This is a genomic window from Bacillus sp. FSL M8-0025 (genome assembly GCF_037975475.1).
GTDB lineage: Bacteria > Bacillota > Bacilli > Bacillales > Bacillaceae > Bacillus > Bacillus subtilis.
On sequence record NZ_CP150258.1, the window covers coordinates 1,294,569 to 1,316,669 of the forward strand.

Here is a 22,101-nt window from a genome sequence, read left to right on the forward strand (position 1 = left end):
CGGTGTCAAAGGACAAACAACAGAAGAAGGCTGTACATACAAAGAGCCGGGAAGCTCTATTTGATACAGCGGATTTGATTAAGCACGCGAAGGAACTGTTCGGCGTTAAGCCGGATATTCTTCAGGGGGCTTTATTTGGCGTGGATCAACCACGTATGACGAAATCAGAAGCCAACCAATTGATTCAAACATTTCTAACCAAGGAGGTCATGTCATCATGAATGGCGGAACATTTACAACAGGCAAAGAAAAAGAACGTGCAGGCATTTATTTTAACTTTAAAACGACGGCACAGGAGCGGGTATCACTCAGTGAACGGGGAACAGTCGCGCTTCCGGTCGCATCAAGCTGGGGCGAAGCGAAAACGTTCGTCTCCATTTCCAGCGTTGAAGACCTAAACAAAAAAGTGGGCCTCAGCATTGATGACCCGTCTTTATTGCTGCTGCGTGAAGCGAAGAAAAATGCGAAAACGGTATTGATGTACCGTCTAACCGAAGGTGTCCGAGCGTCTGCTGATATTGCTGAAGGCGTCAAAGCAACTGCAGTATATGGCGGAACAAAAGGTAATGACATTATCATCCGCATCAATCAAAATGTGCTGGATGCTGATTCTTTCGATGTGACAACATATATGGACGAATCAGAGGTTGATAAACAGACTGTCAAAAAGGCTGAAGAATTAACAGCTAACGGCTATGTCACTTTTACCGGGACAGGCGATCTTTCTTCAACGATTCCTCTCACTGGATCAGAAGGAGACACTGCAGCTGAGACGCTGAATGCATCCGCGGGAATCCGTTTATCTGGCGGTACGGATAAAGCCCCTGTCAACTCTGACTATACAGATTTCTTAGCCGCGGCTGAAACGGAGAGCTTTGATGTGATTGCACTGCCTGTTGCAGAAGGTGACCAGTTGAAGGCGACATTTGCTGCTTTCATTAAACGCCTTCGCGACGGCCAAGGACAAAAAGTGCAAGGCGTCACAGCCAATTATGCTGGTGATTATGAAGGCATCATCAACGTAACAGAGGGTGTGCTGCTTGAAGATGGCACGGAAGTTACACCCGACAAAGCAACAGCTTGGGTAGCTGGAGCGAGTGCAGGAGCAACCTTTAACCAATCACTCACATTTGTAGAGTACGAAGGCGCAGTTGATGTGTTACACCGACTTGACCACGATACGATTGTTGAACGTCTGGGCAAAGGTGAATTTTTATTCACATTCGACGCCCGTGATAAATCCGTCAGCGTAGAAAAGGACATTAACTCACTCGTGACGTTCACAGCTGAGAAAAACAAGAAATTTGCGAAGAACAAAATCGTTCGTGTCCTGGATGCTGTGAATAATGATTTAACACGCGAGCTGAAAGCCTTAATTAAATCAAGAAAAGGCAGCGGAAGCGATATCCCGGCATCTGAAGACGGACTGCAGTATGTAAAAACGATGATCACGCAATACATGACAACACTTCAGGATGCAGGCGGCATCACTGGCTTTGATTCCGATGAAGATATCACAATTTCAATGAATGAAGATCGTGACGGCTTCTTGATTGACCTGGCTGTACAGCCTGTCGACGCAGCAGAAAAATTCTACTTTAATGTGGAGGTAAACTAATATGGCATTAAAAGCACAAAACACAATCTCAGGAAAAGAAGGCCGCTTATTTCTCGATGGTGAGGAAATGGCGCACATCAAAACATTTGAAGCAAACGTTGAGAAAAACAAATCCGAAGTCAACATTATGGGCCGCCGCATGACAGGCCATAAAACAACAGGGGCAAATGGAACAGGGACCGCAACGTTCTACAAAGTCACATCAAAATTCGTGCTATTGATGATGGACTATGTCAAAAAAGGCAGCGACCCTTATTTCACGCTCCAAGCTGTGCTGGATGATCAATCCTCCGGCCGGGGCACAGAGCGAGTCACGCTGTACGACGTCAACTTTGACTCTGCCAAAATCGCAAGCCTTGATGTCGATTCAGAAGCGTTAGAGGAAGAAGTTCCATTTACATTCGAAGACTTCGACGTCCCTGAAAAGCTATCTGACACGTTTTAATCAAAGCTGAATCAGCCCATACGCAGACCTTTCTCAGAAAGGTCTGTTTTTTAAAGATGAAACCAAACAATAGACAAGGGAGTTTTTTACATGAGCGAGAAGAACGAAAACGTATATGATCTTTCCTTTTTTATGCCGGGAAAAACAATTGAAGCTGAGGAAATCAAAGTGCCGATCTCAAAGCGTTTTGTTGATAAAAAAGGGAATGTCATTCCGTTTATTTTAAAACCAATTACTACTGAACGGATTGATGAATTAGAGAAAGAAAACACCACATTTAAAAATGTGAAAGGCCGCGGCCGTGTCAAAGATTTAGACTCCCAGCGCTTTTATGCGAGAATTGCCATCGAATCTACTATTTATCCTGATTTTCGTTCAAAAGATTTAAGGGAAGCATACAAAACTGCGGATCCGGTAGAAGTTGCCAAACGTGTATTATCTGTTGGGGGAGAGTATGCGAACTGGCTGAATAAAGCAATTGAAATCAATGGTTTTGAAGATGATCTTGAAGATCTAGAAGAAGAAGCAAAAAACTAGTAAAGGATGGCGATAAGGAAGCTGTGTATTTGTACTATGCAATGCATGAGCTTCATTACTCGCCATCCCAACTTCTTGAATTATATGAAGCACCAAAACATTTTAAAGCTCTTTTATTTGGGTTGATAGGTTATAAGCTAGATCTATTAGAAAAAGAATCAAGGAGAGGAGGGAACTAATATCGCAAAATTAACAGCCCGTTTTGATCTCGAAGACAAGGTATCTAAAAAACTAAAACGGATACATAAAGGATTCCAAGAGGTCGAAAAAAAAGTCAAAACCATTAATCGGCAAATCAAAATCAGTATCAGAGCGGAAGATCAGGCATTTTACCGGCTGAGAAAAATAAACGACTATATCATTTTGAAATTCGCGAAATCGCTTGAAATTAAAGTTGTACTTGATGACCAAGTCACTTCAAAGCTTGATGCAATTGAAAGAAAACTTAAACGGCTGCCGAAAGAAACGAAGCTGACTATCTCTTTGGTAGACCGGACAGCAGCTGCGTATAAAAAAATAAAGAAGATGCTTTCTAATCAAAAGCTATCATTCCTTTTGATTCCAGATGACAAGGTTACTTCTACAGTTAAAAGGATTATCGGTTATATTAAGAAAAATTTGAAAAGCGGATATACAGTAAAACTAAAAGTCATCGATGAAATCACCAAAACAGTTAATCGATTAACAGCCCTTTTAAGGAAATTTGAAAAAACCTATTATGTAAAAGTGGTTGTTAAGACAAAAATATCAGACAAAATCAATAAAAAAGAAAGCCCGATTAACAAAGAAACTTCTAAGAAAGAATCAGACAAATCCTCAGATAAAGGCTCTGATAAAAGCTCAGATCAAAAACCTGGATGGGTCGGAAAAATAAAAGGTTGGCTGAAGGATTGGTGGACAAAATCAGCTTGGCCTTGGATTAAAGATACACTCAATGAAATAGGCAAAGCTTTTTTGGATCGTTTCAAAGAGAGATTGATAGAAAAGCTGAAAAATGATGTGTTTGATAAGATCATTGATAAAATTCTAGGACCACAAAAAAAGGACGATTCTGGTGAAAATTCTGACACAGATAAAAAAGTCCTTAACCGTAATACAGGAGGAAATTGTTGCTGTGACTGCTGTGAAGGCGGCGGCCTCAATCCGAGCACTAAAAATAAAAAAACCTATAGAAAAAAGAAAAGTCCCACAAAGGCTCCAAACAGAACACTCAAGGTTCCTGGAGAGGTGATAAGAAGACGCCAAAGCGGCACACCTGCTGAAAGTGCACCTAGGACCTCGGGTTCCAAGTTAAAGAACTGGCTTGGAGGCTTAAAATCGCTAGGGAAGGATTCATCCAAACCAGGAAAAGCGTTCAGAGGAATGGGAAAGGCTGTTCCATACGTAGGATCTGCTTTAGCAGTGTTTGATTTAGCTGGAATCAATAAAGATAATGCTGGCGAAAAGGTTGGTTCAATTGGAGGACGTATTGCCGGAGCGGAAGCTGGTGCAACAGCCGGAGCGGAAGCTGGTGCAACGATTGGATCTTTCGTTGGTCCGGAAGGTACAGCAATCGGCGGGGCAATCGGCGGAATTGGCGGCGGGTTAGTAGGCGGAATCGGCGGCGAAGAAGCAGGTAAGAACATTGGTAAGATGTTTGATACTTCTAAGTTAAAGGAGAGCATAAGCAATTCACTATTTAACAAAGAGTGGTGGAGTGGAAAATGGAACTCCATTTCTGATACTGCCAATGGGGCTATTACTTGGATTGAAGATACATGGAGTAAAGTTTCAACTTGGTTTGACCAGTATGTGTTTACACCTATATATAATGTTGCTGTACCTGTAATTAATTTTATAGTAGGATTGTTTGCCTATGCATGGGATGGCATATTGGCAGTATGGAACATTGTCTACCCGTGGTTTAAGGATAACGTGTGGGATCCAATAAGCGGAGCAGTTACTAATGTTGCTACAACGATATGGACTGGATTGTGCAACGCCTGGACGGTTATTTCAGGCATATGGTCTACTGTTTCAACATGGTTTATGGACAATGTGTGGAATCCTGTAAGTGAAGCCGTAACCACTGCGGCAACATGGATTTGGAGTAAGATCAATGATGCATGGACAATAATTTCCAATATTTGGACAGGAGTATCGAATTGGTTTTATGATAATGTATGGAACCCGATCGTCAGAAAAGTAGAAGATATTAAAACTTCAATAAAAGAAAAATTCGATGATGCAAGGAAATTTTTTGAGGATGCATGGGATGGAATTGAAACTTGGTTTAATGAACATGTGAAAGATCCATTGGTTAAAGTATCAGAGAAAATTGCTGAGAAATTTCAATGGCTATTCGATTTAAAAGATTCAGTTGGTGGTTTCGTTGCAAAAGTAATACACAGGGGGGAAGAAGTTACTCACCTCAAGAAAAAACCAATCAAAAAGGATTCGAAAGAGAAAAAAACTAGTTCCAAACCAACTACTAATAACATTTTTGCTCAATCTCCATCAAATAATAATATGACTGTTTTTCAACAAGCACTAGATCAGAACGCCACAGGCGGCTACATCACCAAACCAACCATCTCGTGGATCGGTGAAGCCGGCAAGGAATTCGTTATCCCGGTTGATAACAACCGAGGCCGGGGGAAGATGCTTCTTTCACAAGCGGCGTCTAAGCTGGGTATGCAAGTTGTAGACGACATGGGCGCAGCTTCGTCTTCTGGCGGAAGTCCAGCATCTGTTTCAGGAGGAGCAGCTGTCAGTCCTCTATCAGGCACAGCCTCCCCAGTAATGAACACTGCAAATCTTACAGGCCAAGCGTCCACACTCGGACAGCAATTTTCAGAAGGCTTTGGTAAAGGCATCAGCGATCAGCCGGTCAAAATGGAAGACTGGAAAAAGAAAAACATCAATACACCATTTACACAAATGATTTCTGCTTCACCAAATTACGGTAAACAAATGGTAAGTGGGTATGCCAAGGGCCAAAGCGGCACTGCAACCGGAACAGACGGCTTTTTGCAATCAAAAGTTAAAACGCCGTTCCAAGCCACTGTGAGCAAATCGTCTTCATGGGGCACAGGAACGGTCAAAGGCTTTGCGCAAGGACAAAATTCAACCCAAACAGGGACTGCACAGTATGTGAGTACACATGTTGACAAACCGTTCCTGCGTTCAAAAGACACATCGAACAGCTGGGGCTCCGGTTTGATTGGAAACTTTGTGACAGGCATGAATTCTAAATCCAGTGAAGTAAAACAAGCAGCAAAGGATATGGCCAAGAGAGTGGAGCAGGCTTTCCGTGAAGAATTAGATATCCATTCACCTTCTCGTGTCATGATGAGCTTAGGGCGTTTTGCCTCCGTTGGTGTTGTAAAAGGTCTGGATTCTGTCGATGTGAAAAAATATGCTGAAAAGCAAGCTGGATCACTGGCAGCTGCTTATTCCGGAATGGGTGCAGTAGGTGGAAATGTGAAGCAGTGGCTTATGGCTGCAATGATGGCCACAAAAACACCATTGAGCTGGCTCTCGGGATTAATGACGATTGCACAGTATGAATCAGGGGGCAACCCGAACTCTATTAACCTGTGGGATAGCAACGCGAAGGCGGGAAATCCATCACAAGGACTCATGCAGACAGTTCCGACCACATTTAATGCTCATAAAGCACCGGGCATGGGTAACATTAGAAATCCGATTCACAACGCTGCTGCCGCGATCGGCTATATCAAAAGCAGATACGGCTCAATTGATAATGTCCCTGGCATTAAAAGCCTGAAACGTGGCGGTCCTTATGTCGGTTATGCAAACGGCGGGCTGATCACGAAAGAACAAATTGCCCGTGTCGGTGAAGGAAACAAGCGGGAATGGATCATCCCAGAGGAACGGGGCATCCGCGGTCGCTACCTTCTTCAGAGAGCGGCACAGGCTCTTGGTATGGAAGTGACAGATCCGTCTCAATCCCAGCAGTCTGAGCTTTCTTCAGGACAAGTTTCAGCTGTTACCTCGGCTAGCCGGCCGACTGCAGCGGTTTCTGGATCAAAAGAGATTTATATTCAATTTAACGGTGACCAGCACTTCCATAATGGACAAGACGCCGAAAGCCTAGCGGCGAAGATCAAGCAGGCGCTTATAGATGAACTGCAAAAGGATATCAATATTGGAACGAAGGGAGTCGTTGCATTTGACTAAATCCGTATATGAATTTTGGATTTCACAAGGGAAGGACAAGCTGCGGCTCCCCGTTCTTCCCGACCAGCTGAGTATTTCAAATACAGTTCAGAATGAGACGGTTAAAGTAGCCAAGTTCGGTGACCTTACATTTATTGACGAGCAGGGAGCGAAAGAAATTTCGTTCTCTTCTTTTTTTCCGAAGAAATACAGTCCGATAGCAGAATATCAAAACTTCCCGTCGCCGGAAAATGCGATAACAAAAATTGAAAAATGGATGAAGGCCAAAAAACCGGTTCAGTTTTTGATTACGGGAACTAAAGTGAATTTAACATGCAGTATTGAAGGTTTTTCCTATAGCGAAGGCCAGCAGGATATAGGTGATCGTTCCTTTGATATTCAATTAAAAGAATACAAAACCGCTTCCCCGCGGAAAATCAAGCAGAAGAAAAAAACAAAGGCAAAACGTCCGTCGAAGGCTGCGCCGAAGACGTACACGGTCAAAAAGGGAGACACGCTATGGGACATTGCAGGCAGATTTTACGGGAACAGCACCCAATGGCGCAAAATTTGGAACGCCAATAAAACAGCAATGATCAAACGAAGCAAACGGAACATCAGGCAGCCGGGCCACTGGATTTTTCCCGGCCAAAAATTAAAGATACCGCAATGAAACAGGTGATGTATGATGATAGAACTGTTCGTCATTAAAGACACAGAGTGGCTTGAGCTGGTTGCAGAAAGCGTATCGCTTGAAGGCCATCGTTATCAGGCGCCGCGTTCCATTGAAGCAACCATCGTCACCAAGCAGGGCGACCAGACGTATTACAGTGTCTCAGAAGGAGATACGGTCTTGTTTAAATGGAAGGGAAAAGAGCTGTTTCGGGGCATTGTTTTTGCAAGAACCCCGGACGAGCATACGCTTGCCTTCAGCGCTTATGACATGCTGCAGTACCTGGTCAAAAACCAGGATATGTACGTGTTTTCCAATCAGCGGGCCGACCAGATCATCAGAAGGATTGCGAGTGACTTCCAGATACCGACAACCTCGATCGCAAACACAGGCCATACGATCAAAAGTCTTGTCATTAAAAATGATACGACATTGTATGACATCATATTAAAAGCGCTGAAACAGACGAAAAGCCAGACAGGACGACATTACCAGCTGTATTCGGAAAAAGGAAAGCTCGGCCTGCGCGCTTGGCCAGATCCGTCAGAGGTATGGGTGCTTGAAACGGGCGTCAATATCACGGGCTACCAATACAGCACTTCTATAAACGACACTGCTACTCGGGTGGTACTTCGCCGGCAGAAGGACAATAAGACATATAAAGCCTCTGCCAAGGACAGTTCAGGCTTAAATAAATACGGTGTGCTTCAATATACGGAAACGGTCACAGATGACATCAACCAGGCACAGCTTCAGCAGCGGGCAGATGTACGCCTTGCTGAAAAAAAGGGCGTGAAAAAAGAACTGAAAAATATTCAGGCAGTGGGCATCCCAGAAGTGCAGAGCGGCTTGCCTGTCTATATTTCGATTCCGGAGGCCGGCATCAAGAAAACCTATTGGGTAGATACGGACCGGCATGAATTTAAAGGAACGAAACATACGATGACGATCGATGTTGTCGAAAAGAATACGATGCCGGAAGGAGTTTCCTGATGAGATTAAGTGAGGCTATAAAACATTTGGCAGTCGGCGCAGTTGACGCTGAGTCTCCGGTAGAACTGCTCCCGGCTGAAGTCGTTTCGGTTTCTCCTGTGGAAATCAAATTAAAAGAAAACAGCAAACTGATTATACCGGAAGACGCCATCATTATCCCAAAACGAATGCAGTCCGGAGGAGACGATGCACTCGAGCCGGGGGATCGCGTCATGACCGCGGCTCTGACTGGCGGGCAATCGTTTTTTATTTTAGATAAGGTATAGACAAAACCGCTTCAGTACGAAGGGGTTTTTATTTAGCATGTAAAAGGAGTGGGCATCATGGCCCTGACACCAGAAGTGGAGTTTGAAGATATTGAAGATGAGAGCGAAATCATTGAAACCTCGCAAACGTACAAAATAGATTTTGAAAACGGAAGAATTACGAATGAGCTGATTACCGGGATTGAAGCGATCAGGCAGTTCGTGTATATCGCCTTACAGACAGAACGCTATGCGTATTCCATATACAGCCATAATGTCGGAAACGAGCTTCAGGACGTGCTGACAGATCATGAGACGACTGATGCGTATAAAAAGATGGAGATTCCGAGACTGATAGAAGAGGCGCTGGTTTATGATGACCGGATATCGGCTGTAACAGATTTTGAGATTGAAAAACAAGGCGACGCGTTTCATGTGTCCTTCGTGGTGGAGACGGATGAAGGAACGCTTGAGATTGAGGAGGTGATTGGCGAAGATGTTTGAAGATCAGACCTTTGAAAATATTATGGAGCGTATGCTGAACAGCATTTCCGCAGATATTGACACAAGAGAAGGCAGCGTCATTTATAATGCGTTAGCCCCGGCGGCGGCCGAGCTTGCGAAGTCTTATATATGGCTGGATACTGTGCTTGAGCTCGTTTTTTCTGATACCGCACAAGGCGAATTTTTAGACAGGCGTGCAGCGGAAGCGGGAATTGAAAGAACTGCCGCGACAAAGGCGGTCAGAGCGGGAGAGTTTACATCTGGAGTTACTATTCCTGTCGGCTCCCGCTTTTACGTGGATAATCTTTATTTTCAATATACGGCAGATGGGACGCTCATCTGTGAAACACCTGGTGAAGCAGGAAACGCCAATCTGACCGGACGCAATTTATTGTCATTGGATACCATTCCCGGTTTAGAAACGGCCATTGTCAAAGAAATCCTGATTCCGGGACGCGAGGAAGAGGGAGATGACAGCTTGCGAGAACGGTATTTTACAAGGGTTCGGCGTGAGGCCGTCAGTGCCAATAAAATGCATTATAAAGAGTGGGCTGAAGAAGTGGACGGTGTGGGAAAGGCAAAGATCTTCCCGCTTTGGAACGGTGAAGGCACGGTCAAAATTGTCGTCACGAATGCGAATCTTGAGCCCGCTTCTCAAATTTTAATTCAAAAAGTGAAAGATTATATCGACCCTGAACCAGGACAGGGAGAGGGACAGGCGCCAATCGGAGCCGTTGTCACAGTGGAAAGCGCGGTCTGGAAAGAAGTTGAGATTTCTGCCGAAGTGCTGCCTGAGATCAATCACTCAATTGATGAAGTGAAGTCAGAAATTGAGGAAGGCGTTTTAAATCTCTTTAAGAAAATGGCGTTTGAAGATAACGTCATCCGCCTTTCTCAAATTAACAATATCGTCTATAATTCACCGTCAGTCAGTGACTACTCCAATATTCAAATCAACGGCACGTCTGAAAATCTGGTGCTGAGCAACGTGGAAATTCCTAAGCTTGGGCAGGTGAAGATCATTGAGCAAACAAGATGACATGACAGCTTATCTGCCGCCGTTTCTCACCAGCCTTAAAGAAATGGCTGAGCTGCTGAAAGCGGAAGCGCCTGAGTTTGATAAACAAAATGACAGCATATTTGATCTGACGGATCAGTTATTCGTACCGACGGCGACATGGGGGCTCAGCCGCTGGGAAAAGATTTTAAACGTCCCGCGGGAATCAGGCGACACTGATGAGATCAGACGATTGCGGCTCATTTCCAAAATGTCGAACATCCCGCCAATCACATACAGGGCCATTGAGCAGGCGGTAAACCGTTTCTTGAAAAACCCGTCTGCACAGGTCCGCCTGATTCCCGGCGAATACCGCTTTAACGTCGATATCAATGTTGATGACCTCCAGCACATGAATGAGCTGATCGAAGCGATAGAAAACATGAAGCCCGCTCATTTGGCGTATACGCTCAGAGGCGGATTGAACGAGACGCTGCAAATCAAAGACACAGTCATCCTGAATCACCGCAGATACCGAACAGCCAGTGAGCTCAAGGTCGGTTATTCTGTCACTCTTAACAATAATGAGGTGGTCTTAACTTGATTTCAACCATATACAGAGAACGCACAGCGGCTGATCTAAAAAGCAGAATCGATCACGTGCTGCTCAACGGCCAAAAAACAGAAATAGTAGAGCTCGCCATTGACGGTGCGACAGTCACCGTTCTGACAAAACGTGAGGAAGACATCAAGCATATCGAAACGGTACAAATTTTTGACGAGCTGGGCAATGTGATCACAGAGAGAAAGACTGACCTGGACGTCAGCGAAAACAGAACACTCGATTTCAGATTTACCTTTGAGGTGGTGTAAACATGGCATACGAAGAAAAAACAGACTGGCTTCCGGATGATCCCATCAACGAAGATGACGTCAACCGCTGGGAAAAAGGCATAAAAGACGCCCACACAGACCTGGCCGCCCACAAAAACGACATGAACAACCCCCACAACACAACAAAGGCGCAAATCGGGCTGGGGAATGTGGATAATGTGCAGCAGGCGGCGAAGAAGGATTTTGACAAGCATGTGAATGACGGTACGATTCACATTACTGCTGCTGAAAGGTCAAAGTGGAACAACGCTCAGTTAAGTAAGATATCAGGTGATGATGGAAGGGTCTTTTACAAGAGTGTGACCGAAATTACTGATTATAATGATTTAACCGATACTGGTATGTACTTAATATACAATGACGGCTTGAACGGTCCGGGCCTAAATCAGTGTTTTCTCCTTGTGATGAGCTATAAAAACACACTTGTTCAAATAGCTTATGACGGAATTAAGGGAGAGCAGTCATTTTTTAGAATAAGAAAAAACGATTCTACAACATGGACAGCATGGATTGAATCAGAAACTACAGAGGGGTCTCAAAAGAAAATAGATGCACATGCTAATAAAACAGATATCCACGTAACAAAATCAGATAAAGACAAGTGGAACGACTCACAGCTCTTTAAAATAACTCAGGATAACGGTCTCGCAAAGTACTGTGAAGATGCAGATTTCAATACTGTCATCGAAACTGGATTCTATTACATGAGTGGTGCGACAACAACATTAAATGCTCCTGTTAATAACAATGGTTATTTAATGGTTTATAATTTCAGCACGTATGCATATCAAGAATACACGTCTTATAGCAGTAGTGACACAATATCAACTGGCCGAAGGAAATTCATGAGGAATAAAGTGGCTAACTCAGACGTTTGGACATCTTGGCGTGAGATCGAATCGGTTGAAGGCTCACAGATCAAAGTAGATGCACATGCCAATAAAACAGATATCCACGTAACAACATCCGATAAGGACAAATGGAATAATGCACAACTATATAGATTAACAGATACTCAAGGCTGCCGAACTAAAATCCCAGATGGGACTGACTTGTTAACACTACCCTCTGGCTTTTACTATGCATTAGGGAACGTCATAACAAATAATCCTGTTTCAGGAGATGGATCATGGTATAACTATGATGTTATCGAAACAGAGGGAGGCGGACGAAAAACAATTTTGGCCTCTAGAAGTTATGACGGAACCTTTTGGACGGCAACGATCCATACAGACGGCGTGTTTAAAGGCTGGAATAAGATCGAGACTGAGGTAAGTGCTCAAACCAAAGCAGATAAAGCGCTAGCTGATGCTAAAAACTATGTTGACTCTAATTATACGAATAATAAATTAACAGTTCTTACAGGCTCTAATGCAATACAAGACGCAAGAACTGGGGGGAATGAATATCCTCCAGGGTTAACACTAATGGATATTGGTCAAGGAAATACTACAGGTTATCCACTTGGTTATGGAATTGTAAAAAATGAGAAATACAGTGATTTTAGATTTACTCAATATTTTTACGGTACAGGAAATGAATCAAATAGTTATATTGATAGTACTGGAACGTGGGTTCGTCACTGGTGGAGTGGTTCCGGCTGGACTGCGTGGCAAAAGATATCAGGGTTTGCTCACGCTAATATTGGGACTACTGGGCGTCAAGCTCTTATTAAAGGAGAAAATAACAAAATTAAATATAACCGTATTATAAAAGATAGCCATAAATTGTTTGATACAAAAAACAATAGGTTTGTAGCCAGTCATGCAGGAATGCATTTAGTCAGTGCTAGTTTATATATAGAAAATACTGAGCGATACTCCAATTTTGAATTATATGTTTATGTAAACGGCACAAAGTATAAATTAATGAATCAATTTAGAATGCCTACCCCTTCCAATAACAGTGATAATGAGTTTAATGCAACTGTTACTGGATCTGTTACAGTTCCGCTTGATGCAGGAGATTATGTTGAAATTTATGTTTATGTTGGTTATTCCGGGGATGTAACACGATATGTTACAGATTCGAATGGAGCTCTCAATTATTTTGATGTTCTGGAGCTTGGCGGAAGAAATTACCCGAGAGTTTAGGAGGTACCTTTATGATCTTATATGATGCCATTATGTACAAGTATCCAAACGCAGTATCGAGAAAGGATTTTGAATTGCGTAATGACGGGAACGGTTCATACATTGAGAAATGGAATCTCCGGGCGCCGTTGCCGACTCAGGCAGAACTCGAAACCTGGTGGGAAGAGCTGCAAAAAAATCCGCCGTACGAGCCGCCTGATCAGGTGGAGCTTCTCGCTCAAGAATTGTCACAGGAAAAGCTGGCACGCAAGCAGCTTGAAGAGCTGAACAAAACATTAGGGAACGAGTTGTCAGATATAAAGCTATCATTACTTTCCTTGAAAGGAGATTATGCTGAATGAATTATTGGGTGCTTGCCCTCTATTATGAGTGGGCGACAACGGATATGGTGAAACAGGCTTTAGAATATGAAGACTGTTCAATTGAGGATCTGGCAGAGGGTGTGAACAAAAAGCTGATCACAGCTGACCAGTATAAAGAAATTACCGGTAAAGCCATGTAAGGCTTTTTTATTTTGCCTGTTTTTAGATCAAAGGAGGATGAAGATGGTGAAGTATCAATATGAATTTCCTCTCGATAAGGCTGGAAAAGCCGGCGCTGTAAAGCCCTATCGAGGAGGAAAAAATGATTTTGTGACACCTGTTTCGAATTTGTCAGGCGTAGCGGAGATTTTAACAAATGCTGCTTTAAAGGCGACTGAGGCATACAGTCAGCTCGGGCAGGACAGGCTTGGCGCAGTTCTGATTTCGAAAGTGAAGGGCTGGGCGTATGCAGATCGTGAAGGTACGCTCTTTATAGAAGAAAGCGACAACAACAATGTTTGGACAACGACAGCAGCAGTTAATGTCGCAGCAGGCGTCCTGACAGCGACGGACTGGGTATATCTTTCTAAACGCTATTACCGTTTCCGCTATGTGAACGGGAATCTTCAGCAATCTGAGTTTGTATTATACCAATCAGTCGGTGCGGGTGAGATGGATGTGCGTGTCAATGAAAAAACGCCTTTACAGATTGACTTTGCGGAGAATCAAACACACGATGGACGGCTGAAAGTCGAGGCTCGCAAAACATTTGACTTTGTCTTTCATGAAAATGCAGAGTCCGCCAGCGAGGGGGCTGCTTTACCTGTTGACGGTGCCGCGCATTTACTCGTTGAAGTCTACGGCACAGCAGAAATGAGCGAAGTCAAATTTTGGGGCAAATCGGTGTCAGGACAGAAACTGCCGATCAGAGGCGTGAAAACTGATGATGCTACCACTGCCTCCAGTACATTAGGAAAAGCTGAGGCATGGGCCTTTGATATTAAAGGGTTTAAGGAGATCATCATGGAGATTATCAGTATCACCGGCGGTACTCTTTCGGTAAAAGGGACCGCGGTTTCATAATAGTCTCGGCCCTCGGAAGGGAGGTGATCTGCATGTGAAGGAGGAGTGAGAGATGCAGCAAGAGGCAGACGTGAATGTGTTTCAGCAGGATTTAGCAGACATGAAAGGCGAGCACAAAGCACTTGAGCAGAGGGTTTCCGCATTAGAACGCGTGTCTGACCGGCAAGACCAGCAAATCATGACGCTGAACGAAAAATTAAACAAAATTGAAGAAAACACCACGTGGATTAAACGCACCATCACAGGTGCCATCATTACAGCAGTGTCTACAGGCATCATTGGCGGAGCCATCGCCATTATGTACAGCCTGCTGCAGCATTAAAGGGGGATTTTTATGAACACGTTTGACAAGGGCACGGTCATCAGGACGGTGCTTCTTTTAATTGCTTTAATCAACCAGACCATGCTGATGCTCGGCAAATCACCATTGGACATTCAGGAGGAGCAGGTCAATCAGCTCGCTGACGCTCTTTATTCAGCCGGTTCCATCGCATTTACAATTGGAACGACACTTGCCGCTTGGTTTAAAAACAACTATGTAACAGAAAAAGGGAAAAAACAGCGCGACTTGTTAAGGGACAATAATCTGACGAAATAAGGAGAGATGAAAATGGTTAACATTATTCAAGACTTTATTCCGGTTGGCGCAAATAACCGTCCAGGCTACGCAATGACGCCGCTTTACATTACGGTGCACAACACAGCGAATACCGCAGTAGGAGCAGATGCTGCAGCGCATGCCCGCTATTTGAAAAATCCTGATACGACGACAAGCTGGCATTTTACAGTTGATGATACAGAAATTTATCAGCATCTGCCTTTAAATGAAAACGGCTGGCATGCGGGAGACGGAAATGGCAGCGGCAACCGGGCTTCTATTGGAATTGAAATTTGCGAAAATGCCGATGGCGATTTTGCAAAAGCAACAGCAAATGCCCAGTGGCTCATCAAAACATTAATGGCTGAACATAATATCAGTCTCGCCAATGTCGTCCCTCATAAGTATTGGTCAGGGAAGGAATGTCCGCGAAAATTGTTAGATACGTGGGATTCGTTCAAAGCAGGAATTGGGGGAGGCGGCAGCCAAACTTACGTCGTGAAACAGGGCGACACACTTACATCTATAGCGAGAGCATTTGGTGTTACGGTTGCTCAGCTGCAAGAGTGGAACAATATCGAAGACCCGAATCTTATTCGCGTTGGTCAAGTATTAATTGTAAGTGCTCCATCGGCTGCTGAAAAACCCGAGCTCTATCCGCTCCCTGATGGTATCATTCAATTGACAACACCTTATACATCAGGAGAACACGTCTTTCAGGTGCAACGAGCACTTGCGGCTCTGTATTTTTACCCTGATAAAGGCGCTGTTAACAACGGAATTGACGGCGTTTACGGACCGAAAACAGCTGACGCAGTTGCCCGTTTTCAGTCTGTTAACGGTCTAACTGCTGACGGTATCTACGGGCCTGCGACGAAAGAGAAGATCGCAGCGCAATTAAGCTGATCAAAGACCATAAAAATCCCGGAGCCGCTCCGGGATTTATTTTTTCTTCTTCAACTTTTTTATAATTCCAGCACTGCGCTCCCTCACCCGAAGCGAGTACCCGGAAAGCCCAAACCTTCCGTAATCAACAAACTTCACACGCCTCACCAATTTTTTCACTGTATCACCTGACATTATCCTCTGTTTGTATTTATTATATGTCACCCTTTAAGAAAAGGAATAAGGACAAGAGCTGTTTTCCCTTGTCCTTTTAGTGTGATCATGCTTTTTTTCGTTTATACTCGTCAATCAGCCGTTCGTTTTCTTTGAAGATTCTTGCTGTATGCGGACTGACTTGATAGCTTGCGACACTGGTGGTTGAACGTTTTTTCAGGATTTTAAACGGCTTCGCCGCTCTGGGCTCGCATCTGTTTTGAAACGCACGTTCCATTATCCTTCACCTTCCTCCTCAATTGGCAGCACCAAATCATATATGCTCGTTAATGACGTAAATAGCAAATAATCAAATTCCGTGACAATGCTGTCAGACGTCAGCTTGATGACATAGTTCTGTGTCTCGATGGTAAAAGGGATGAGAACCACTTTTCCGTATTGGTCGTAATAAACATCCTTTCGATCGAGCCGTGTTTGTACATCTGCCGGATCATCCATATGCTCGGTTAACCGGTCTTTATCAGCCTGTGTCGAATAGTGGCAAAGAGAAGCCGTTAAGTTCATTTTATCAGCATAGGTTTTCAGCAGCTTATCAATACCTTCAGCATAAGCATCTATACTTCCATAATAAACATGGATCGGTTCGTTTTTCAATAGGTATTGGTATGTTTTCAGCCGATTGAGATACATGTGGAGCATTTCGTTGTTTTCTTCAAGAATTTCTCTTGTGTCTGTTTCAAGCTCGCTGCCGGCCAGTTTTTTGACGTATGCACTTAAGAAGATAAAAGCATCAATCAAAGCAAAACTGACTGCGACAATGAGATACCGTTTCCAGTGGGTAAATAGGGAAGTGGGCTCATATGTCCAGTATACCATAGCGCCCAGAACAAACAGCAAATACCAAGTTTTCCGGATGGCGGACATTTTTTCTTTGACCTTCGCTTCGAAACGCCACGTGGCATATACGTATAACCCCAGTCCGGCCATGATGCACCAGACCATGATCTGAAAGAATAAAACCATATTCGAATCCCTCACATCTGAAATAGGTTCTGCTTATTGTATTCGAGAGATCCGGATGGTTTTCCTGTTCCATCAAAAAAACCGCTCCTTTGACAGAAGCGGTGTGACATTAAAATATCATATTTAAAATAAAGTAGGCGATGGCACCAAGTGTCGCTGAAATCGGAAGCGTGATGACCCATGTAATGAGCATTCGCTTGGCCGTACCCCAGTTTACGCCTTTTACCCGGTGGGACGCACCGACGCCAAGAATTGATGAAGAAATGACGTGGGTTGTACTGACCGGCAAATGAATAAACGTGGCGCCGAAAATAATGGCTGCTCCGGTTAAGTCAGCGGAAACACCGTTTACCGGACGGATTTTCATGATCTTTCCGCCAACGGTTTTGATGATTTTCCAGCCGCCGATTGATGTTCCGAGACCCATGGCTGTCGCGCAGGCGAATTGCACCCAGGTAGGAATATCATTAGCAGAAGTATGTAAATTCGCTGTGATGAGAGCCATTGTGATAATTCCCATTGCTTTTTGCGCATCGTTTGTTCCGTGTGTATACGATTGCAGGGCAGCTGTTACAATCTGCACTCTGCGGAATTGCTTATTCGTTTTCGCCAAGTTGCTGTCTTTGAAAATCAGCTTAACGATGCTATAAAGAATAAAACCAAGGACAAAGGCAATAATTGGTGATAGAATCAGTGCTTCAATGATTTTAATGAAGCCCTTATAGTTTAACGCTGCAAATCCGGCTGCCGCAATGGCTGCACCGGCAATAGCGCCGATGATGGCATGGGATGAGCTGCTTGGGATACCGTAGTACCATGTGATAAGGTTCCAGGCAATTGCAGCGAGTAGCGCAGCCAAAATGACAACAGAGCCATTTTCCAGCGTATAAGGATCTACGATGTCTTTCGTAATGGTTTTGGCAACACCTGTAAACGTCATTGCTCCGACAAAGTTCATCACAGCAGCCAATATAATGGCATGGCGCGGTTTTAACGCTTTTGTTGATACCGAAGTCGCAATTGCGTTTGCCGTATCATGAAACCCGTTGATGAAATCAAACGCCAGAGCACAAATGACTATTAGTATCGTTAATATTAATAGAATATCCATTTTTACCCCTCGTTACGCGTTTTTCATAATGATGGTTTCAAGATTATTGGCAACACTTTGACAAGAGTCGGCGATTTCTTCAAGCGTTTCGTATATTTCACGATATTGAATGACTTTGATTGGATCTGTTTCATTTCCGAAAAGATTCTTTAATGATTTTCTGTGCAAGTTGTCACAACTGTGCTCATACTCTTTAATTTTGATTGCGTGAGGCTGAATATCCTTTAAGCGATTTTCTGCCAGCAGCTCGATCGTAATCAAAATCTCTTTCGCACATTCTCTGATATATCCGCTGAATTTATCAATATGCTCGTCTGATGAAGTAATTGAGAAAATCTCCATCATGGCAGAGAAATGTTCGATTCCGTCAAGCACATCATCCAAGCTGTTTGTCAGCTGAAGGATATCTTCGCGCTCAATAGGAGTGATGAACGCTTTGTTAAGCTCTTTAATCATGACATGAACATGATTGTCACCTTTTGTTTCATATTCCTTTAACGTATCTGCAAATTCTTTAAGAGTCGTTTGGTTAGTGACCTTAAAATTCACAAAATATTCTGCAGTTTCGTCTATGTTCTTTGCAATTTCTGTTAAAAGGAGTGAGAACTTATCTTTTTTTCTTCTTATCATTAAAAACCCTCCATAGTTTGAATGAACAATGCACACATCAAATTATTATATAGCCTTTTGTCGAAAAAAAACAGGTAAAGTCGAAAAAAACGTATCTTGACTTTTTTGATAAATCGTGTCTCCTTATTTTGACCTACTTCGCTTTAAAAAAACGACCCAAGTTTGCAAAAACTTTCTGCTTAACGTAAAAAGTATATCAAAAGTTGTGTTTTTCCTGTCAACTTTTATCTTCTGTTTCACCAAAAAACGGTTCCCTAAACAAGGGAACCGTTTTATCAGCTTGCTTTTCGTTTTTTCATCCCGTAATAAACAGGCAGTCCGGCAAGGCCGATGAGGATGGATAATCCGCAGCTCATTGTATCTGTAATGAGTGTGCTGCCTAACACAAAGAAGGAGCCCGCGATTGCCAGAATTGGCATAAATGGATAAAGCGGAACACTGTAGGCGCGCTTTTTTCCCTCTGCTCGCTTGCGGAGAATAAACACTGCAAAAAAGGCCATCACATAAAAAATGTAGATCATGAAAATGGAGATTTCTGAGAGCTTATCAGGGTTGCTGATCAGCATCATAATCAAAGCCAAAGCAATTTGAAAAGAAATCGCAATCCATGGTGTGCGGAACGACGGGTGTACATGTGACAGTTTTTCAGCAAATGGAAGCTGTTTGCGTTCCGCCATTGCAAATGAAACACGCGGGAAAGAAAGCACCTTTCCATTTAAGCACCCAAAGATGCTGACGATAATCCCTACACTGATCAGCTTTCCGCCAATTGAACCGAACAGCATGGTTGCAGCGGTGCTTGTCGCATTTTCACCAAGCGTGACAATTTCGTTCGCTGACAGGATGTGAAGCAATGCAAAATTAATGAAAATATAGATCGCCGTTACAATTAATAATCCGCCCGTCATAGCGCGTGGAAGCAGCTTTTCGGGATTTTTCATTTCTCCGCCGAGAGCGGCAAGGAGAATCCATCCGTCATAAGCAAACAACGTAGCTAAAATAGCCGCCCCGAAGTTCATATCGGAAATGCTTTCGTTTACTGCTGTGAAGATGTGCTGATCGCCTTTCCAAAGGCCAAAGATGATGATGCAGGCAATCGGAATCAGTTTTCCGATCGTTGTCAGCGTTTGGACAAAACCGCCGTATTTTGTACCGATAATATTAATGACGCATAAAAAGAGAACTGCTATAATTCCAATGACTTTTGATAGTCCAGATCCCCAGCCGAAAAGATTCGCCATTAAAGATCCAAAATATAAACCCAGCGCGCCAATAATCGCCGGGCCGTAAATGATAATCTGCACCCAGCCGCACAAAAATCCCCAAAACTCGCCGTACACTTCTTCAAGGTACGTATAAAGCCCGCCGGTTTTTGGAATCTGCGTTCCGATTTCCGCGATTGTCAAACCGCCCGCCAGTGTTAAAATACCGCCTAATAGCCAGGCGAAAAGCGCCATTTTTGAATCACCTGAATAAGCAAGCACAGCGCCGGGCTTCATAAAAACACCAGAACCGATAATGGTTCCGATGACAAGAGTAAGGGCAAACAAGAGGCCTATCTCTTTTTTTAAACCGTTGTCTTCAGAATGCATGTCCTTAACCTCCTATGATGTTGAAGCTTCATGTTGAAGAATCTATTTTTTCATATTGTAAACCCTATTTTAGAAAAGTGAAATAAAATAAATTTTCTGATTTTCGAAATTTGCTTTGTGTACAGCAGATAAAACTGTGGAAACACCTGTTTTAACAATCTATAAACGAATAAACTTCATGATTTTTATTTGTAAAGTTCGTGTTTTCTGTATTAGGATTTTAGCCGGTACAGAGGGGAGATGAGAATTCAGAAAGTGAACGAACTTTCGGTGAAGCTGATATGTTGACTTTCTCATGCGAATAAAATACTTTGTTATTAGAACAATAAATATACAACTATGATATGATATCTCGAAATCGAGATAAAATAACCTGGAGGGACAGCGTATGAAAGTTAACGGCATTCACCACGTATCGGCATTAACGGCCGACGCACAAAAAAACTTGGATTTCTATAAGAAAGTATTAGGATTAAAGCTCGTCAAAAAATCCGTCAATCAGGATGAACCGACCATGTACCATCTGTTCTACGGAGATGAAGTGGCAAACCCGGGAACTGAGCTGACGTTTTTCGAGATTCCCCGCATTGCACCGTTTCATGCGGGAACAAACAGTATTTCTTCTATTGGATTGCGCGTTCCAAGCACAGAAGCCCTGCATTACTGGAAAGAACGTTTTGAAGAGCAGCAAGTAACGCACAGCGGCATCTCCAAAAGAGCCGGACGTGACATATTGGCATTTCAAGATCATGAAGGGCAGCGACTTGTGCTGACTGCTGATGAGGAAGGAAAAGGATATGGCCTGCCTGTTAAACAGAGCGGCATTCCGGAAGAATTTTCGTTTCGCGGGTTAGGGCCGGTTGAACTGACTGTGCCATATGCTGAACCAACTTTACACGTATTGACGAATATTCTTGGATTTACAGAAATCAGCCGTGAATCAGTCGAAGGGCAAGGAACCGCCGTTATTCTGGAATCAGGAGAAGGCGGTGCTGCAACGGAAATCCATTTAATAGAAAGAAACGATCTTCCGCGCGAGCGTCAAGGCAAAGGGAGTGTTCACCACGTCGCATTTCGGGTAAGAGATGAAGAAGAACTTGCCGGGTGGCACCGGATCATCAGCCGGGAAGGCTTTAGCAATTCAGGCATAGTTGAGCGTTACTATTTCAAGGCGCTGTATTTCAGAGAACCGAACGGCATTTTGTTCGAGTTATCAACAGACGGACCGGGCTTTATGGTAGATGAAAATCTTGATGAGCTTGGCCAAACGATTGCTCTTCCGCCATATCTAGAGCATCGAAGAGCAGAAATTGAAGCGAAATTGAAACCGATCCAATAAATTGTGATTCATTTGCCTTCCGGCGCGCCGGAGGGCTTTTTTATTTTGGGAAAACGCATCGCCGATTACGATTTGGAGAAAGGGCTTGAAACCAGCTGTATATAGGATGATTGGCATGAAATGGCCTCGGCAAAAATATTGTCTTTGTTTATTAATAGTTTATTCATATTTGCTTGTTACACTATTTCCAAGTTAGCCAAAAGG

27 protein-coding genes and 1 pseudogene are annotated in these 22,101 nt (G+C 43.5%); 22 read left to right on the forward strand and 6 right to left on the reverse strand.

The genetic code is table 11. The features are described from left to right. The first annotated feature begins 2 nt into the window (after window positions 1–2). The 20 genes from MKX38_RS06770 to MKX38_RS06865 all read left to right on the forward strand — a co-directional run bounded on the left by MKX38_RS06770 (window position 3) and on the right by MKX38_RS06865 (window position 16,049). A complete protein-coding gene (locus tag MKX38_RS06770; protein WP_003232679.1) occupies window positions 3–221 on the forward strand; it encodes a hypothetical protein in 219 nt (72 codons plus the stop codon). Continuing rightward, window positions 218–1,618: a phage tail sheath family protein gene (locus tag MKX38_RS06775; RefSeq protein WP_021479470.1), complete on the forward strand. Its 1,401-nt coding sequence runs from the start codon at window positions 218–220 to the stop codon at window positions 1,616–1,618. Before MKX38_RS06770 ends, MKX38_RS06775 begins: the two co-directional genes overlap by 4 nt. 1 nt (window position 1,619) lies before the next feature. After that, window positions 1,620–2,063 carry a phage tail tube protein gene (locus MKX38_RS06780; protein ID WP_003232677.1) on the forward strand — a complete coding sequence of 148 codons (444 nt, stop codon included), beginning with the start codon at window positions 1,620–1,622 and terminating at the stop codon, window positions 2,061–2,063. Between the two features lie 90 nt (window positions 2,064–2,153). After that, window positions 2,154–2,600: a phage-like element PBSX protein XkdN gene (locus MKX38_RS06785; protein ID WP_003232676.1), complete on the forward strand. Its 447-nt coding sequence runs from the start codon at window positions 2,154–2,156 to the stop codon at window positions 2,598–2,600. 29 nt (window positions 2,601–2,629) lie between these two features. Next, window positions 2,630–2,779 carry a hypothetical protein gene (locus tag MKX38_RS06790; protein ID WP_003239113.1) on the forward strand — a complete coding sequence of 50 codons (150 nt, stop codon included), beginning with the start codon at window positions 2,630–2,632 and terminating at the stop codon, window positions 2,777–2,779. A gap of 1 nt (window position 2,780) precedes the next feature. Beyond that, a complete protein-coding gene (locus tag MKX38_RS06795; protein WP_339189398.1) occupies window positions 2,781–6,782 on the forward strand; it encodes a transglycosylase SLT domain-containing protein in 4,002 nt (1,333 codons plus the stop codon). Next, entirely contained in the window at window positions 6,775–7,434 is a 660-nt protein-coding gene (locus MKX38_RS06800; RefSeq protein WP_003232674.1) for a LysM peptidoglycan-binding domain-containing protein, read from the forward strand. Before MKX38_RS06795 ends, MKX38_RS06800 begins: the two co-directional genes overlap by 8 nt. A 15-nt stretch (window positions 7,435–7,449) precedes the next feature. After that, window positions 7,450–8,427, forward strand: a complete 978-nt coding sequence (locus tag MKX38_RS06805; protein ID WP_003245730.1) for a phage-like element PBSX protein XkdQ — start codon at window positions 7,450–7,452, stop codon at window positions 8,425–8,427. Continuing rightward, window positions 8,427–8,693 (forward strand): DUF2577 family protein, encoded by a 267-nt coding sequence (locus MKX38_RS06810; protein WP_033884959.1) that lies wholly within the window; start codon window positions 8,427–8,429, stop codon window positions 8,691–8,693. Before MKX38_RS06805 ends, MKX38_RS06810 begins: the two co-directional genes overlap by 1 nt. Window positions 8,694–8,750: 57 nt before the next feature. Further along, complete coding sequence (locus MKX38_RS06815; protein ID WP_033884957.1) at window positions 8,751–9,176, forward strand: DUF2634 domain-containing protein; 426 nt, start codon at window positions 8,751–8,753, stop codon at window positions 9,174–9,176. Next, window positions 9,169–10,215 carry a baseplate J/gp47 family protein gene (locus MKX38_RS06820; protein WP_160221521.1) on the forward strand — a complete coding sequence of 349 codons (1,047 nt, stop codon included), beginning with the start codon at window positions 9,169–9,171 and terminating at the stop codon, window positions 10,213–10,215. The genes MKX38_RS06815 and MKX38_RS06820 overlap by 8 nt, the downstream gene beginning before the upstream one ends. Beyond that, window positions 10,199–10,777, forward strand: coding sequence for a YmfQ family protein (locus MKX38_RS06825; protein WP_021479464.1), 579 nt, complete (start codon window positions 10,199–10,201; stop codon window positions 10,775–10,777). The genes MKX38_RS06820 and MKX38_RS06825 overlap by 17 nt, the downstream gene beginning before the upstream one ends. Further along, the gene (locus tag MKX38_RS06830; protein WP_003232665.1) at window positions 10,774–11,046 is read left to right on the forward strand and encodes a hypothetical protein; all 273 of its coding nucleotides are present in this window, start codon (window positions 10,774–10,776) and stop codon (window positions 11,044–11,046) included. The genes MKX38_RS06825 and MKX38_RS06830 overlap by 4 nt, the downstream gene beginning before the upstream one ends. 2 nt (window positions 11,047–11,048) lie before the next feature. Then, window positions 11,049–13,160: a pyocin knob domain-containing protein gene (locus tag MKX38_RS06835; protein ID WP_167408075.1), complete on the forward strand. Its 2,112-nt coding sequence runs from the start codon at window positions 11,049–11,051 to the stop codon at window positions 13,158–13,160. Between the two features lie 11 nt (window positions 13,161–13,171). Continuing rightward, complete coding sequence (locus tag MKX38_RS06840) at window positions 13,172–13,501, forward strand: XkdW family protein (protein ID WP_003232660.1); 330 nt, start codon at window positions 13,172–13,174, stop codon at window positions 13,499–13,501. After that, a complete protein-coding gene (locus MKX38_RS06845) occupies window positions 13,498–13,662 on the forward strand; it encodes an XkdX family protein (protein WP_128992693.1) in 165 nt (54 codons plus the stop codon). Before MKX38_RS06840 ends, MKX38_RS06845 begins: the two co-directional genes overlap by 4 nt. Window positions 13,663–13,705: 43 nt before the next feature. Continuing rightward, a complete protein-coding gene (gene xepA, locus MKX38_RS06850; protein WP_003245597.1) occupies window positions 13,706–14,545 on the forward strand; it encodes a phage-like element PBSX protein XepA in 840 nt (279 codons plus the stop codon). Window positions 14,546–14,597: 52 nt separating this feature from the next. Then, window positions 14,598–14,867 (forward strand): hemolysin XhlA family protein, encoded by a 270-nt coding sequence (locus MKX38_RS06855; protein WP_003232655.1) that lies wholly within the window; start codon window positions 14,598–14,600, stop codon window positions 14,865–14,867. A 12-nt stretch (window positions 14,868–14,879) separates the two neighbouring features. Beyond that, a complete protein-coding gene (locus MKX38_RS06860) occupies window positions 14,880–15,143 on the forward strand; it encodes a phage holin (RefSeq protein WP_003232653.1) in 264 nt (87 codons plus the stop codon). A gap of 12 nt (window positions 15,144–15,155) precedes the next feature. After that, entirely contained in the window at window positions 15,156–16,049 is an 894-nt protein-coding gene (locus MKX38_RS06865; protein WP_003245230.1) for an N-acetylmuramoyl-L-alanine amidase, read from the forward strand. A 36-nt stretch (window positions 16,050–16,085) separates the two neighbouring features. On the opposite strand, the gene spoIISC is transcribed toward MKX38_RS06865, so the two are convergent. The 6 genes from spoIISC to steT form a co-directional block, all read right to left on the reverse strand. Next, window positions 16,086–16,223 carry a three component toxin-antitoxin-antitoxin system antitoxin SpoIISC gene (spoIISC, locus tag MKX38_RS06870; protein WP_003232648.1) on the reverse strand — a complete coding sequence of 46 codons (138 nt, stop codon included), beginning with the start codon at window positions 16,221–16,223 and terminating at the stop codon, window positions 16,086–16,088. Between the two features lie 85 nt (window positions 16,224–16,308). After that, entirely contained in the window at window positions 16,309–16,479 is a 171-nt protein-coding gene (gene spoIISB, locus MKX38_RS06875; RefSeq protein ID WP_003232646.1) for a three component toxin-antitoxin-antitoxin system antitoxin SpoIISB, read from the reverse strand. Further along, window positions 16,479–17,225, reverse strand: coding sequence for a toxin-antitoxin-antitoxin system toxin SpoIISA (gene spoIISA / locus MKX38_RS06880; RefSeq protein WP_038428832.1), 747 nt, complete (start codon window positions 17,223–17,225; stop codon window positions 16,479–16,481). The genes spoIISB and spoIISA overlap by 1 nt, the downstream gene beginning before the upstream one ends. A gap of 109 nt (window positions 17,226–17,334) precedes the next feature. Further along, a complete protein-coding gene (locus tag MKX38_RS06885) occupies window positions 17,335–18,336 on the reverse strand; it encodes an inorganic phosphate transporter (protein WP_003232642.1) in 1,002 nt (333 codons plus the stop codon). Between the two features lie 12 nt (window positions 18,337–18,348). Then, window positions 18,349–18,966, reverse strand: a complete 618-nt coding sequence (locus tag MKX38_RS06890) for a DUF47 domain-containing protein (protein WP_003218470.1) — start codon at window positions 18,964–18,966, stop codon at window positions 18,349–18,351. A gap of 275 nt (window positions 18,967–19,241) precedes the next feature. Continuing rightward, window positions 19,242–20,558, reverse strand: a complete 1,317-nt coding sequence (steT, locus tag MKX38_RS06895) for a serine/threonine exchanger (protein WP_042974295.1) — start codon at window positions 20,556–20,558, stop codon at window positions 19,242–19,244. Between the two features lie 388 nt (window positions 20,559–20,946). Between steT and MKX38_RS06900 the strand changes: the two genes are divergently transcribed. Together MKX38_RS06900 and MKX38_RS06905 are read left to right on the forward strand one after the other, a co-directional pair. Then, on the forward strand, window positions 20,947–21,897 hold the full coding sequence (locus tag MKX38_RS06900) for a ring-cleaving dioxygenase (protein WP_167559900.1): 951 nt from the start codon (window positions 20,947–20,949) through the stop codon (window positions 21,895–21,897). Window positions 21,898–22,005: 108 nt separating this feature from the next. Then, window positions 22,006–22,101 (forward strand): annotated as a pseudogene (locus tag MKX38_RS06905) (hypothetical protein); the annotation flags it as partial.

Bases quoted from the DNA above. Each gene is read 5' to 3' on its own strand.
- MKX38_RS06775 (WP_021479470.1), top strand. From the start codon at position 218: ATGAATGGCGGAACATTTACAACAGGCAAAGAAAAAGAACGTGCAGGC.
- MKX38_RS06780 (WP_003232677.1), top strand. From the start codon at position 1,620: ATGGCATTAAAAGCACAAAACACAATCTCAGGAAAAGAAGGCCGCTTA.
- MKX38_RS06785 (WP_003232676.1), top strand. From the start codon at position 2,154: ATGAGCGAGAAGAACGAAAACGTATATGATCTTTCCTTTTTTATGCCG.
- MKX38_RS06805 (WP_003245730.1), top strand. From the start codon at position 7,450: ATGATAGAACTGTTCGTCATTAAAGACACAGAGTGGCTTGAGCTGGTT.
- MKX38_RS06810 (WP_033884959.1), top strand. From the start codon at position 8,427: ATGAGATTAAGTGAGGCTATAAAACATTTGGCAGTCGGCGCAGTTGAC.
- MKX38_RS06815 (WP_033884957.1), top strand. From the start codon at position 8,751: ATGGCCCTGACACCAGAAGTGGAGTTTGAAGATATTGAAGATGAGAGC.
- MKX38_RS06820 (WP_160221521.1), top strand. From the start codon at position 9,169: ATGTTTGAAGATCAGACCTTTGAAAATATTATGGAGCGTATGCTGAAC.
- MKX38_RS06835 (WP_167408075.1), top strand. From the start codon at position 11,049: ATGGCATACGAAGAAAAAACAGACTGGCTTCCGGATGATCCCATCAAC.
- MKX38_RS06840 (WP_003232660.1), top strand. From the start codon at position 13,172: ATGATCTTATATGATGCCATTATGTACAAGTATCCAAACGCAGTATCG.
- MKX38_RS06845 (WP_128992693.1), top strand. From the start codon at position 13,498: ATGAATTATTGGGTGCTTGCCCTCTATTATGAGTGGGCGACAACGGAT.
- xepA (WP_003245597.1), top strand. From the start codon at position 13,706: ATGGTGAAGTATCAATATGAATTTCCTCTCGATAAGGCTGGAAAAGCC.
- MKX38_RS06855 (WP_003232655.1), top strand. From the start codon at position 14,598: ATGCAGCAAGAGGCAGACGTGAATGTGTTTCAGCAGGATTTAGCAGAC.
- MKX38_RS06860 (WP_003232653.1), top strand. From the start codon at position 14,880: ATGAACACGTTTGACAAGGGCACGGTCATCAGGACGGTGCTTCTTTTA.
- MKX38_RS06865 (WP_003245230.1), top strand. From the start codon at position 15,156: ATGGTTAACATTATTCAAGACTTTATTCCGGTTGGCGCAAATAACCGT.
- spoIISC (WP_003232648.1), bottom strand. From the start codon at position 16,223: ATGTCAGGTGATACAGTGAAAAAATTGGTGAGGCGTGTGAAGTTTGTT.
- spoIISB (WP_003232646.1), bottom strand. From the start codon at position 16,479: ATGGAACGTGCGTTTCAAAACAGATGCGAGCCCAGAGCGGCGAAGCCG.
- spoIISA (WP_038428832.1), bottom strand. From the start codon at position 17,225: ATGGTTTTATTCTTTCAGATCATGGTCTGGTGCATCATGGCCGGACTG.
- MKX38_RS06885 (WP_003232642.1), bottom strand. From the start codon at position 18,336: ATGGATATTCTATTAATATTAACGATACTAATAGTCATTTGTGCTCTG.
- MKX38_RS06890 (WP_003218470.1), bottom strand. From the start codon at position 18,966: ATGATAAGAAGAAAAAAAGATAAGTTCTCACTCCTTTTAACAGAAATT.
- steT (WP_042974295.1), bottom strand. From the start codon at position 20,558: ATGCATTCTGAAGACAACGGTTTAAAAAAAGAGATAGGCCTCTTGTTT.
- MKX38_RS06900 (WP_167559900.1), top strand. From the start codon at position 20,947: ATGAAAGTTAACGGCATTCACCACGTATCGGCATTAACGGCCGACGCA.